We start from the raw sequence: 12,351 nt of genomic DNA, 5'->3' as shown, positions 1-12,351 counted from the left end.
AGCTCAGAAGAACATGCGGGCTGAATCCTCGGTCGCGGTGGTGGGGTCGGGTCTCGGCGGCCTGGCCGCCGCCTGCGTGAGCGCCGCGCGGGGCCATCGCGTCACCCTCTACGACAAGAACGCCTGGCTCGGCGGCAAGGCCGCGGTCCTGCACGAGGGCGGCTTCCGCTTCGACATGGGGCCGACGATCCTCACCGTGCCGCGGGTGCTCGAGCGCATCTTCGCCGAGGCGGGCCGCGACATGCACGACTACCTCGACCTGCGCCGCCTCGACCCGCAATGGCGCTGCTTCTTCGACGACGGCTCGCAGATCGACCTGATGCAGGACGTCGAGGCGATGGCCGCCGACATGGACCGGTTCGTGCCCGGCGCCGGGGCGGGCGAGGGCTACAGGCGCTTCATCGGCATCTCGCAGCACCTGCACGACGTCTCGAACCGGTTCTTCTTCTGGAAGCCGGTGGAGGATCTGTTCGACACCATCAACATCCGGGCGAACATGAACCCCGGCACCCTGCGGGACGTGCTGTCCCTGCGCATGCACGCCTCCGTGGCGAGCACCATCCGGGGCAAGGTCAAGGATGCGCGCCTCGCCCAGATGCTCGACCACTTCGTGCAATATGTCGGCTCCTCGCCCTACGGGGCCCCGGCCGTCCTCTGCGCCATCGCCCACATGCAGACGGCCGAGGGCGTCTGGTACCCGATGGGCGGCACCCGCGCGGTGGCCGAGGCCCTGGCCAGGCTCGCGGGCGAGCTCGGCGCCACCCTCAAGCCCGCGAGCGAGGTGACGGGCCTCGCCATCGAGGATGGCGCGGTCACGGGCCTGAGGACGCGCGACGGCACGACGCCCTACGACGCCGTGATCTCGAACATGGATTCGGTGCGCACCTACCGGGAGCTCGTCGGCGGCGAGGTCGGCAAGGCCTACGAGCGCAAGAAGATCGAGCCGGCCTGCTCGGGCGTGGTGCTGTATCTCGGCCTGAACAAGCGCTACGAGCACCTCAACCACCACGATTTCGTCTTCTCCCGCAACCCGGAGGAGGAGTTCGATTTCATCTACAACAAGGGCGAGCCCGCCCCCGACCCGACCGCCTACCTGGCGGCCCCCTCCTCCACCGACCCGTCCGTGGCGCCGGAGGGCGGCGAGGCGCTCTACGTCCTGGTGCACACCCCCTACCTGCGGCCCCACCACGACTGGTCGACGATGTTTCCCGCCTATCGCCGGGTCATCCTCGACAAGCTCAAGCGCACCGCCAACATGCCGGACCTTGAGGAGCGCATCGTCGTCGAGCGGCACCTGACGCCCCAGGACATCCACGAGCGCTACAAGGTCCTGAACGGCGCGATCTACGGCCTCGCCTCGCACGGGCGGGTGATGGGTGCCTTCAAGCCGGGCAACCGCTCGCGGCAGGTGCGCAACCTCTACCTCGCGGGGGGCGCGGCCCATCCGGGGCCCGGCATGCCGATGGTGATGATGTCGGGCTGGATCGCCGCCGACGCGCACGATTCGGACGTGCGGGGCGTCGAGCGCAGGACCGCTTGAACCGCCGGCGCGACCGCATGGCCCGGCACGACGGCGTGCACGGCGCGTGAACCAGCCCGCCGCCCGGTCGGTTGACCGCACGGCCCATGGTGCAATCCGAGGCGAGAGCGTGCTCGACGTCGAAACCAGTCCCGCGGCCGTTCCGAGCCGCGGCGCGCAGAGCCGGGCGAGCCAGCCCGCGCCGGTCTCGCCCGTGATCTGGCGCTTCATGGTCGCGTATTTCGACCGCTTCCTGCGCCGGCACCTCAACGCCGTCCGCCTCGCGCGCTGGGGCCTGCCCCGCTGCGCCGAGCATCCCGGCCCCATCGTGGTCTACTGCAACCACCCGGCCTGGTGGGATGCCGCGACCGTGATCCTGCTCGCCGGCCGCCTGTTCCCGGCGCGGGAATCCTACGCGCCCTTCGACGCCAGGGCCCTCGCGCGCTACGCCGTGTTCCGCCGCATGGGCGCCTTCGGGGTCGACCTCGAGACGGCGCGGGGCGCGGCCCAGTTCCTGGCGGCCTCGCGGGGCATCCTCAGCCGCCCGCACCGGATGATCTGGATCACCGCGCAGGGGCGCTTCGTCGACGTGCGCACCCGGCCCCTCGGCCTGCGCCCCGGCGTCGCGCGCCTCGCCGCGATCGCCCCCGACGCGCTGTTCCTGCCGCTCGCCCTCGAATACGCCTTCTGGGAGGAGCGCGGGGCCGAGGCCTGCGCGGCCTTCGGGACACCGATCCCGGCCGCGGACCTCCTCGCCCTGCCCCGGACCGGGCGCCTCTCCCGTCTCGAGGAGGCGCTCACCGCGACCCTCGACCGCCTCAGCGCCGACGTGATCGCCCGGGAGCCGGCGCGCTTCGTGCCGCTGGCCTCCGGCGCCAAGGGCATCGGCGGCATCTACGACCGCTGGCGCCGGTTGAAGGCGCTGCTCGCCGGGCGCCCCTTCGACCCGGCCCATCACCCCGCTCGGGACGCCGAGAGCGAGGTCCCGTGATGCTTGATCTCGCGCTCCTCGCCCTGGCTCTCCTGTCCCTCGCCTGCGCGCTCCTGCCCGCGATCCTGGCGGCCATGAACCTCACGCTGCTGCGCACCCCGGAGGCGGATGCGGAGGCGGCCACGCCCGGGCTCGTCTCGATCCTGATCCCGGCCCGCAACGAGGAGGCCAATATCGAGCCGACGCTCCGTGCGGCGCTGGCGAGCGCCGGAACGGCGATCGAGCTCCTGGTCGGGGACGACCATTCCACCGACCGGACCGCCGAGATCGTGCGGGGCCTTGCCGCGGAGGATCCGCGCCTGCGCCTCCTGGCGGTGCCGGGCCTGCCCGAGGGCTGGACGGGGAAGAACCACGCCTGCGCGTCCCTCGCCGACGCGGCGCGGGGCGAGCATCTGCTCTTCGTCGACGCCGACGTGCGCCTCGAGCCCAACGCCGCCGCGGGCCTCGCCGCCCATGCGCGCCGGACGGGGGCCGCCCTCGTCAGCGGCGTGCCGCGTCAGCGCATGCCGACGCTCGGAGAGCGGCTCACCGTGCCGATGATCAACTTCCTCCTCGTCGGCTTCCTGCCGGTGGCGATGATGCGCGCCTCGCCCCGCCCCGCCCTCGGCGCCGCCTGCGGGCAGCTCGTCCTGATCCGGCGCGCGGTCTACGCCGAGACCGGCGGCCACGGCGCCATCCGGTCCTCCCTCCACGACGGCGTGCACCTGCCCCGGCTCCTGCGGGGGGCCGGCCACGGCACCGACCTCGTCGCCGGGCAGGCGCTCGCGACCTGCCGGATGTACCGGGGCTTCCGGGAGGCCTGGGCCGGGTTCTCGAAGAATGCCCACGAGGGCATGGCGACCCCCCGGGCCCTGCCGGTCTGGACGCTCCTCCTCGTCCTCGGGCAGGTGCTGCCCGCGGCCCTGGTGCTCGCGGGCCTGTTCGGGGGCCTGCCGGGCTACGCCCTCGCGGCGGCGATCGCGGCCCTGATCGTCTCGCTCACGACCCGCGCGGCGATCACCCTCGTGGTGAACGAGCCCGTCGCGACGATCCCCCTGCATCCCCTCACGGTGCTCACCGCCCTCGCGATCCAGTGGAACGTCCTGCTGCGGCACGAGCGGGCCGGAGCCGCGACCTGGAAGGGCCGGAGCTACCCGGTCGGCGGCGCCTGAGCCGGGCTTGAAGGGCGCGGGCGCCGCGGTAGCTGAGGGCCGGTGCCGCGCCCCGGCACGGAGCCCCCCGGGAGTTCTTCGCGATGCCGATCGACCGCCGCACGATCCTGGGCGCCGTGCCCGTCCTCCTCGCCGCCGCGGAGCCGGCCGCGGGCGCGCCGGCCGCCCCCGAGGGCGCGCTCCCGGGCGCCTATCGCTACCGGCTCGGCGCGGCGACGCTGACCGCCCTGCACGAGGGAACCCTCGCCCGGCCGCTCGAGGCGAGCTTCATCCCGAACGCGCCGATCGAGGCGGTGCGGGCGGCGATGGCGCAGGCCTTCCTGCCGACGGACCGGCTCGACATCACCTTCACGACGCTGCTCATCGAGGCGGGCGGACACCGCATCCTCGTCGATACGGGCTTTGCCGATAACGGGCCGCCCGGCACGGGCGGGACGCTACGGGGCCTCGCCGCCGCGGGGATCGAGCGGGCCGCGATCGACACCGTGGTGATGAGCCATTTCCACCTCGACCACGTGCTCGGTCTGCGGCTCAAGGACGGCAGCCTGACCTACCCGAATGCAGAGGTGCTGGTGCCCGAGGCCGAGTGGGCCTTCTGGATGGACGAGGCCGCCGCCGCCCGCGCGCCCGAACGCCTGCGCCCGAACTTCGCGGCCGTGCGGCGCATCTTCGGCTCCGGCGGTCCACGGGTGACGCGGTTCGGCTGGGACCGGGAGATCCGTCCCGGCCTCACGGCGCTGCCCGCCCCCGGCCACACGCCCGGACACACGGTCTTCCTGCTGGAATCGGAGGGCGCGCGCCTCCTCCACCTGTCGGACGTCACGAACCACCCGGCCCTGTTCGTGCGCCACCCCGACTGGTCGGCGGTGTTCGACATCGATGCCGACCAGGCGCGCGCCACGCGCCGGACCCTCCTCGACCGCGCCGCCGGCGAGCGGCTGCAGGTCGCCTTCTACCACGCGCCCTTCCCGGCGACCGGCCATGTCGCCCGCGCGGGCGACGGCTACGCCTTCGTGCCGGTCCAGTGGGGGGCTCCGGGCTGATTCAGCCCGGAGTTCCGGTCTCCGCCAGGATCCAGGCCGCCGTGTCCGGATCGGCTCCGGCGACCGCGAGGTGCAGCAGGATCGGCGTCTCGTAGGGGTGGCGTGCCTTGAGCTCCGCCGACACCGCCTCGGCGAGGCCCTCGCGGCTCTTCACGATGGCGACGACCTCGGAGCCCTGCTCCACCGCCCCCTTCCAGGCATAGACCGACCGCATGCCCGGAATCACGTTGACGCAGGCGGCGAGCCTGGCGCGCACCAGCGCCTCCCCGACCGCGAGCGCGGTCTCGGCATCGGGGAATGTGGTGTAGACGAGGAACGGACGCTCCATGCTATGGCTCTCCCGCGAAGACGTTGCCGGTGACGCCTCCAGGGAGGCGCACCCGGTGGCGCCGCGTCAACAGGGCGGACCTTGATCAGCATGGCGCGGCGCTTCCACAAGATCGCCTTCGTCGCGAGTCCCACGCCGGATGCGCGGCAGGCCGCGGCGGCCCTGATGCGGCGCTACGACCACGTGGCCCCCGAGGATGCCGACGTCGTCGTGGCGCTCGGCGGCGACGGCCTGATGCTGCAGGTGCTGCACCGCTTCATGGATCGGGTGAAGCCGATCTACGGCATGAACCGCGGCACCGTCGGCTTCCTGATGAACGAGTTCCGCGAGGACGGGCTGATCGAGCGGCTGGAGCGGGCGGAGCGCAGCGTGGTCCATCCCCTGCGGATGGAGGCCCGCGACACCGAGGGGCGCCTGCACGAGGCCCGGGCGATCAACGAAGTCTACATGCTGCGCCAGACCCACCAGACCGCCAAGCTGAAGATCGCGGTCGATGGGCATGTCCGGCTGCCAGAGCTGATCGCCGACGGGGTGCTCGCCGCGACGCCGGCCGGATCCACCGCCTACAACCTCTCGGTCGGCGGCCCGATCCTGCCGCTCCACGCCCAGCTCCTCGCCCTCACGCCGATCTCGGCCTTCCGGCCCCGGCGCTGGAGCGGGGCGCTGCTGCCGAACTACGCCCGGATCCGCATCGAGGTGCTCGATGCCGAGCACCGCCCCGTCGCGGCGGTGGCCGACCATACCGAGTTCCGCCGGGTCTGCACCGTCGAGACCTGGCTCGATCAGGCCACCGACCTCGTGCTCCTGCACGATCCCGGGCACAGCCTCGACGAGCGCATCCTGCGCGAGCAATTCGGGTAGCGGCCGGCCCGGCTCAAGCCGCGAGCCGCAGACGCGCGCGGTCCTCGCGGTAGCTCGCGATCAGCCCCTCGGGGATCGTCTCCAGCACGGCCTCGGCCGCCTCCCTGGCGCGGGCCGCCTCCCCGTCCCGGTGCAGGCGCTCCTGCTCCTCGCGGAAGCTCGCGAGCAGCGCATCGGGCAATGTGTCGAGCACCGCCTCGATCGCGTCCGGCGCGGCTTCCGCCGGGACGCGGGCGGCTGGCGCCTCGAGTGACGGCAGCGCACGGGCTTCGAGTCCGGCCTCCTGCCGTTGGGCCGCGAGGCGCTCCGCCTCCAGGCCCTGCGCCGCGCGCCACTCGGCCTCGAGCCGCTCGGTGTCCAGGCGTGCGGCCTCGCGCGCCTGCGCGGCCGCGGCGATCGTCCGGGCGACGGCGCGGGCCTCGTCGCGCGCGGCCTCCGCCTCGTAGCGGGCGAGGAGGGCCGTCACGGCCTGCATCTCGGCGAAGGGCATGCCCTCGCAGGCGGTGAGGGCGCGTTCGATCATGCGGCGCGACAGGCCGGCGCCCTGCAGCGTGCCGGCGCCGCTCGCCGCCTCGCGCCAGGCCGTGAGGGCGGCCTCGAAGGCGGCGAGCAGCGGCTCGGGCAGGCCGGCACGGCGATGCAGGGCCGCGGTGCCCCGCGGCTGGCGCATCAGCCCGGCCACCCGGGCCCGGTCGAAGCCGGTGAGGTCGGCATAGGCGGCTTCCGCGAACGGCATCTGGCCGGAGAGGATCGCCCGCAGGATGAGGCCGGCATTGAGCTGCCCGGTGCTGCGCAGGTGCTGGACGACGCGGCCGAGGGCTCCGGCTCCCGCATGCGCGCAGAGGTCGAGGACGGAGCGCTCGCTCGCCTCGCGGCTGACCCGCTCGCCCCGCTCCGGGGAGAGCCAGCCGCAGGCGGTCACGAAGTCCGACAGCGCCCGGGCGAGGCGCCCCGCCACCGCGTGGCGGACCTCCAGCGGCAGGTCGGCCCGGGCGAGCAGGGCCTCGCGCAGTCGGGCATCGTCGCCGTGGCGCTCGACCATGCGCAGGAGGCGCCCGGTGGTGATCTGAGCCGTCGGGTTCGCGGCGAGGCGGGCCAGGGTGTCCGGGCCGCCGATCTCCGCGAGCGCGCCCGCCACTGCGTAGGCCAGGTGGTGGCGGGCCGCGATCACGGCCCGGATGCTCTCGCCCCCCATCGCGGCGGCGTCCACGAGGTCGGCATCGGTCAGGATCGGCGAGCGGGCGAGGACGAGGCTCGCGATCTCCGGCTGGTCGGCCGCGAGGGAGACCACGAGGGGGCGCGGTGCCCGCGCCGAGGCCGCGCAGGCCTCCGCGAGGGCGCGGCGCACGATGGGGGCGGGATCGTCGAGGAGGGCGAGGATCGCGGTCTTGGCTTCCCAGGCCGCCTCGGGGTCGAGGTTGGTGTAGAGATAAGCCCGCACGAGGGCGGAGGCCGCCTCGGCCCGGCGCCCGGCCGAGCTGTGCTGCGTCCAGGCCAGGAACTGGCGGATGATCATGGACCGCTCCGGATCGTGAACAGGGACAGGTCGAGCGGGGTGCCCGCGCGAGGGCCGGCCGCGCTGCGGCCGGCGGTGAATTCGGCGGGGCGCCGCGGCGGCAAGGGAGCGCCGAGGATGGGAGCGCCGAGGATGGGAGCGCCGAGGATGGGAGCGCCGAGGGTGGGCGTGCCGAGGGTTGGCGTGCCATTCGCCGGGGCGGCGTTCGCGATGGCTCCGGTCTCGGTCACCGGATCCGCGCCCTCGTCCGAGCGCGGGAAGTAGGTCGGGGCGCTGCGTTCGCCGTCGCCCGCGGAGCGGCCCTGCCAGAGCTTGGCGACGCCGTCCGAGATCGCGCCCTGGCGCCGGTCGGTCTGGAACAGGGCGCGCAGGCCCCCGCCGTCGATCGCCGCGTAGGCGCTCGTGCCCTGCGGCAGGGCCGTGACGTCGGTCGCCGCCGCGGTGCCGGGGCGGCCTCCGGCGGCGGCGGTCGAGAGGGTGGCGTAGAGCTCTGCCGAGGTCCGGGGCCGCCCGGCCCTGTCGTAGAACAGGCCCCGGTTCGCGGCCGCCGCGTCCGGCAGATCGAGGGCCGCGGCGCGGGCCGGGCTCGCCTGGGCCGAGCCGATCAGGGTCGTGGCGCCCCGCGCCCCGAGCACGTGCGCGGCGTAGAGGTCGCCGCTCGTGGGCTCGCGCCCGAGCGATGCGCTCAGGGCCTCCCGGTTCTTCTGGGTGAGGGCTCCGGCGAGCGTCGAGGCGATCTTCGGGTCGCGGCGCAGGTCGAGGATCGTCTGCCGCGTCGCGGTGTCGGAGACCGTGTAGGTGCCGTCCGGCCGCGTCGTGATCGCGTCGGCGTAGTCGGAGAGGCCGAGCTTCGGCCCCGCCGTCTTCATCACGCCGAGCCAGGTCTGATCGATGAACTGGAACAGGCCGGTGGCCGAGGAGGTGGCGGCCTTGGCGGCCGGGTCGAGGGCGGATTCGCGCTGCGCGGTGGCGAGCAGGTAGTCGAAGCCGACGCCCGTGCTCTGGGCCCCGTCCCGGATCGCCTCGACCACCGCCGTGGCGCCCGCGCTCCGCGCCGGCGCCACGGCGTTCGGGCCGGTCTCGCGCGGGTTGGCGGAAGGGGTGGTGAACAGGAACATGCAGGGTCCGACTCGGGACGCGCCGGCCCGGACCGGGTCCGGCGCGAAGGAGCCTGAACACGCTCCCCTAGGAGCCTGATCCTGTTGCCATCATGGTAAAGGAAGATTGAAGGCGTACGGCCCCGGACATTCCCGTTTCGGGGGAATGCCTGCCCGGTCTTAGGCCCAATCCGATGATCCCTTCGGGATGGCGGATTTGGCCTTCGCTCAGGCGCCGCGCGGGCTTGCCGATGCGGCGTCCGCTCCGATCGAGCGGACGCCGTCTCAGCCGCCGCCCTTCGGCCGGCGCATCTCGAAGCGGGTCTCGGGCGTCGCCGTGAAGTAGTCGAAGTAGCCGCCCCGCATGATCGGGCGCATCGCCCCCGTATCGACGCGCCCGTCCGCGACGAAGCGGTCGTCGATGTAGATCGAGACCACCTGCCCGATCACCAGGAAGTTCGCGGGCTCGCCGCCGCCGAGGGGCACGAGCGGCACGGTCTGCAGCCAGCGGCACTCGATCGCCGCCGCCGCCTCGGCGACCCGGGGCGGCCTCACCTTGCGGGAGGGGGCGGTCGTCAGGCCGGCGAAGTCGAACTCGCTCTCGCCCCGGGGCAGCGCGGCCGAACTGGCGTTCATCGCCTCGCGCAGGTCGTAGGTGGCGAGGTTGCAGACGAACGCCTCCCCCTCCTCCGCGAAGGTCATGGCGTCCTTCCGGCCCGAGGACGAGAACGCCACCATGTCGTCCGCCACCGCGTTGAAGAACGAGTAGGGCGCGAGGTTGAGCCGACCCGACCGGCTCATGGCGCTGATCCAGCCGATCGGCCGCGGCGCCACGAGGGCCTTCAGGGGGTTGTGCGGCAGGGTCCGGTTCTCGGGATCGTAGTGCATGGCCGGGATCCTAGTGGCTCCCCGCGCTCGTGGGGATTCAATTCTGCCGCGGGCGCTGGGCTTGCGCGGGACAGAGCCGGGGTTTCGTCGCGCCGGCCCCGCTCAGAGCCGGGTCACGATCTCGGCGAGGTCCGGGCGCGGCCGGTCGCTCGGCGCCTCGCTGGCGCGCCCGATATGGACGAAGCCCGCGAGCTTCTCCCGCGGATCGAGGCCGAGCGCGTCGAGCACCCGGCGGTCGTAGGCGAACCACTCGGTCAGCCACGCGGTGGAAAAGCCCGAGGCGTTCGCCGCCAGGACGAGGTTCATGGTCGCCGCCCCCGCCGAGAGCACCTGCTCCCATTCGGGGATCTTGATGTGCGGACCCGCCCGGGACACGATCGCGACGACGAGGGGCGCCTGGACGAGGCGTCGGCGCTCGAGGTCGAGCCGGGCCGCGTCGGCCTCGGGGTGATCCGCCGCGTAGGCATCCGCGATCACCGCGCCGAGCCGCGCGCCGGCCTCGCCCTCGATCACGAGGAAGCGCCAGGGCGCGAGCTTGCCGTGATCGGGCACCCGCGCGGCGATCCGCAGGATGGTGTCGAGCGCCTCCCGCGTCGGGCCCGGCCCCTTCAGGAGCGGCGGGGCGACGGAGCGGCGGGTGCGGAGCAGGTCGAGGGTCGGGTTGCCGGGGGTCGGGTCGTCTGGGTTGAGATTCATGCGCGGGCGGCTTCCGAGGGGCGTGGTGCGCGGCGCGCTCCGGTTGCGCGGGAGGCGGGCCGCGTGGGACAGGGACCGGCGGGCGCGGCCATGCCGCCGCCACGGTCCGGGTTCAGAGGGCGTGCTTACCTGGCGCCTGCGCGGCCGTTTGGCAATCGCGGGCGGGGTCGGAGGCGCGGAATGATGGGCGGACGGTTCGGGCTCGGGGGCCTCGTGGTGCTGGCTGTGCTGCTGCCGGTCGCGGTTCCCGCGCAGGCGCCGAACCCCTTCGCCAACAGCCTGCCCTCGCCGACGATGCCGGAGCCCGCGGAGGGCGAAGCGCAGCTTTCCCTGCGGGCGGTGCTGTCGGGGGCCGACCGGGCCCTGCGCTCGGGGCTCGCCTGGCGCATCTACGAGGACCGCAGCGACGGCACCCGCCCGGCGATCGTCGCCCGCTCGGCGGAGCCCGAGCCGAGCTTCCGCCTCGCCCCCGGATCCTACGTCGCCACCGTCACCTACGGCTATGCCAGCGCCTCGAAGAAGCTCGTCATGGCGGGCCAGCCCTTGAGCGACCAGCTCCGCGTCAGCGCCGGGGCGCTCAAGCTCTCGGGCGCCATCGGGGATTTCAAGATCCCGGCGCCGCAGCTCTCCTTCTCGGTCTTCGTGCCGATCGGCACGAACTCGGAGGGGCGCCTCGTGCGCAGCGGCGTCAAGGCGGGCGAGCTCCTGCGCCTGCCCGAGGGCACCTATCACGTGGTCTCGACCTACGGGGAGTCGAACGCCATCCAGCGCGCCGACCTCAAGGTCGAGAACGGCAAGGTCACGGACGCGACCATGAACCACCGCGCCGCGACCGTGACCCTCAAGCTCGTGGCGAACCCCGGCGCCGAGGCCTTCGCGGGCACCGCCTTCAGCGTGCTGACGCCGGGCGGCGACACCATCCGGGAGGCGATCGGCGCCTTCCCGCAGGTGACGCTGGCGGAGGGCGACTACGTGCTGATCGCCCGCCATGACGGGCAGGTCTACACCCGCGAGTTCAAGGTCGAGAGCGGGCTCGACCGGGACGTCGAGGTGCTGGCCAAGGCCTCCTGAGCGGCCCTCATCGGACCGGCGCACCCCTGGCGGGGTCCGCCTTGGCCGATCTCACCGCCACGTGCCGGGCGCCCGCCACGCAGGCCACGACCGCACCCGCCGCGACGAGCATGCGCGCCTCGATGGCCTCGCCGAGGACGAGGCCGGCGACCAGGAACCCGAGGAAGGGCTGCAGCAATTGCAGCTGGCCGATCGCCGCGATGCCGCCCCGCGCCAGGCCGCGATACCAGAACACGAATCCGATCAGCATGCTAAACAGCGAGACGTAGGCGAGGCCGGCCCAGGCCGGGGTGCGGATCGCGCCGGGATCGGCCGGCAGCCAGAGCAGGGCCAGCGGCATCGTGACGGGCAGCGACAGGATCGCCGCCCAGGCGATCACCTGCCAGCCGCCGAGGCGCCGGGCGAGGCCCGCCCCTTCGGCGTAGCCGAGGCCGCAGGCCAGGATCGCGGCGAGCATCAGCCCGTCGCCGATCCGGGAGGCCGAGATGCCGTTGCCCGCCGCGAACCCGATCGTCACGGCGCTGCCGAGGCCCGAGAGCAGCCAGAAGGCCGGCGGCGGGCGCTCCCCGGCCCGGATCGCCCCGAACAGGGCGGTGGAGAGCGGCAGCATGCCGACGAAGACCGCCGCGTGCGCGGCGTCGATGTGCCGGAGCGCCAGCGCCGTCAGCAGCGGGAACCCGATCACGACCCCGAGGGCGACCACCGCGAGGGACGCGAGGTCGGCGCGGGCGGGCCGGCGCCGCTCCAGCAGCAGCAGCGCCGCGCCCGCCACGATCCCCGCGATGGCCGCGCGGGCCGTCGTCAGGAACAGGGGCTCGAGGTCCGTGAGCGCGAGCCGGGTCGCCGGGAGCGAGGCGCTGAAGATCAGCACGCCGAGGAGCCCGTCCGCCAGCGCCCGGGGCCCGGGGGCCGCCGGCGCGAGACCGGAGACCGGGCTCACGCGCCGACCGCGATGAGGAGGAAGGCCAGCGCCAGGGCGCCCGCCACGATCGCGGCATCTCCGAGGCGGCGCAGGATCCAGCCCGGAGGTCCGGCCCGCCGCGGCGTCCAGGCGCCGCGCGCCTCGACCCCGTCGCCGTGTTCGCATCGCGTCGCCATCGCAACCTCCCTGTCCGAATTTGGACGATGCCGGGACGGCGGCTGGCGCGACAGGGACGGTTCCAGTACGCTTCAACCGAACTGTCCTGAAT

At 73.9% G+C, this 12,351-nt stretch carries 13 protein-coding genes; 6 read left to right on the top strand and 7 right to left on the bottom strand.

What is annotated here, in order from left to right:
- Window positions 1-13 precede the first annotated feature (13 nt).
- The 4 genes from F6X51_RS07510 (at window position 14) to F6X51_RS07495 (ending at window position 4,704) form a co-directional block, all read left to right on the top strand.
- The gene (locus tag F6X51_RS07510; RefSeq protein WP_150962621.1) at window positions 14-1,540 is read left to right on the top strand and encodes a phytoene desaturase family protein; all 1,527 of its coding nucleotides are present in this window, start codon (window positions 14-16) and stop codon (window positions 1,538-1,540) included.
- A 208-nt stretch (window positions 1,541-1,748) separates the two neighbouring features.
- Window positions 1,749-2,510, top strand: coding sequence for a lysophospholipid acyltransferase family protein (locus tag F6X51_RS07505; RefSeq protein WP_150962871.1), 762 nt, complete (start codon window positions 1,749-1,751; stop codon window positions 2,508-2,510).
- Window positions 2,510-3,661 carry a glycosyltransferase gene (locus F6X51_RS07500; protein WP_150962620.1) on the top strand — a complete coding sequence of 384 codons (1,152 nt, stop codon included), beginning with the start codon at window positions 2,510-2,512 and terminating at the stop codon, window positions 3,659-3,661. The genes F6X51_RS07505 and F6X51_RS07500 overlap by 1 nt, the downstream gene beginning before the upstream one ends.
- Window positions 3,662-3,744: 83 nt before the next feature.
- Window positions 3,745-4,704: an MBL fold metallo-hydrolase gene (locus F6X51_RS07495; protein WP_150962619.1), complete on the top strand. Its 960-nt coding sequence runs from the start codon at window positions 3,745-3,747 to the stop codon at window positions 4,702-4,704.
- A gap of 1 nt (window position 4,705) precedes the next feature.
- Here the strand turns inward: F6X51_RS07495 and cutA are convergent, their stop codons facing one another.
- Window positions 4,706-5,032 (bottom strand): divalent-cation tolerance protein CutA, encoded by a 327-nt coding sequence (cutA, locus tag F6X51_RS07490; RefSeq protein ID WP_150962618.1) that lies wholly within the window; start codon window positions 5,030-5,032, stop codon window positions 4,706-4,708.
- Between the two features lie 90 nt (window positions 5,033-5,122).
- Here cutA and F6X51_RS07485 point away from each other — a divergent pair, with 90 nt between their 5' ends.
- Window positions 5,123-5,893 carry an NAD kinase gene (locus tag F6X51_RS07485; RefSeq protein ID WP_150962617.1) on the top strand — a complete coding sequence of 257 codons (771 nt, stop codon included), beginning with the start codon at window positions 5,123-5,125 and terminating at the stop codon, window positions 5,891-5,893.
- A 13-nt stretch (window positions 5,894-5,906) separates the two neighbouring features.
- Here the strand turns inward: F6X51_RS07485 and F6X51_RS07480 are convergent, their stop codons facing one another.
- From F6X51_RS07480 to F6X51_RS07465, 4 genes are all read right to left on the bottom strand, one after another.
- Entirely contained in the window at window positions 5,907-7,409 is a 1,503-nt protein-coding gene (locus tag F6X51_RS07480; protein ID WP_150962616.1) for a DUF2336 domain-containing protein, read from the bottom strand.
- The gene (locus F6X51_RS07475) at window positions 7,406-8,527 is read right to left on the bottom strand and encodes a lytic transglycosylase domain-containing protein (protein ID WP_150962615.1); all 1,122 of its coding nucleotides are present in this window, start codon (window positions 8,525-8,527) and stop codon (window positions 7,406-7,408) included. The genes F6X51_RS07480 and F6X51_RS07475 overlap by 4 nt, the downstream gene beginning before the upstream one ends.
- A gap of 264 nt (window positions 8,528-8,791) precedes the next feature.
- Complete coding sequence (locus F6X51_RS07470) at window positions 8,792-9,394, bottom strand: flavin reductase family protein (protein ID WP_150962614.1); 603 nt, start codon at window positions 9,392-9,394, stop codon at window positions 8,792-8,794.
- A 102-nt stretch (window positions 9,395-9,496) separates the two neighbouring features.
- Complete coding sequence (locus tag F6X51_RS07465) at window positions 9,497-10,090, bottom strand: nitroreductase family protein (RefSeq protein ID WP_150962613.1); 594 nt, start codon at window positions 10,088-10,090, stop codon at window positions 9,497-9,499.
- A gap of 183 nt (window positions 10,091-10,273) precedes the next feature.
- On the opposite strand from F6X51_RS07465, the gene F6X51_RS07460 reads away from it, so the two are divergent.
- Window positions 10,274-11,161 carry a hypothetical protein gene (locus F6X51_RS07460; RefSeq protein WP_407658486.1) on the top strand — a complete coding sequence of 296 codons (888 nt, stop codon included), beginning with the start codon at window positions 10,274-10,276 and terminating at the stop codon, window positions 11,159-11,161.
- Between the two features lie 7 nt (window positions 11,162-11,168).
- Here F6X51_RS07460 and F6X51_RS07455 read toward each other — a convergent pair whose 3' ends face one another.
- Both F6X51_RS07455 and F6X51_RS28515 read right to left on the bottom strand, forming a co-directional pair.
- Window positions 11,169-12,101 carry a DMT family transporter gene (locus F6X51_RS07455; protein WP_246696677.1) on the bottom strand — a complete coding sequence of 311 codons (933 nt, stop codon included), beginning with the start codon at window positions 12,099-12,101 and terminating at the stop codon, window positions 11,169-11,171.
- Window positions 12,098-12,259: a hypothetical protein gene (locus F6X51_RS28515; RefSeq protein WP_246696676.1), complete on the bottom strand. Its 162-nt coding sequence runs from the start codon at window positions 12,257-12,259 to the stop codon at window positions 12,098-12,100. The genes F6X51_RS07455 and F6X51_RS28515 overlap by 4 nt, the downstream gene beginning before the upstream one ends.
- Window positions 12,260-12,351: the final 92 nt, after the last annotated feature.

It is taken from the genome of Methylobacterium planeticum (assembly GCF_008806345.1).
GTDB classification, from domain to species: domain Bacteria; phylum Pseudomonadota; class Alphaproteobacteria; order Rhizobiales; family Beijerinckiaceae; genus Methylobacterium; species Methylobacterium planeticum.
Note: the sequence above shows the minus strand (reverse complement) of the source record. Positions and strands in the feature narration are given on the sequence as shown.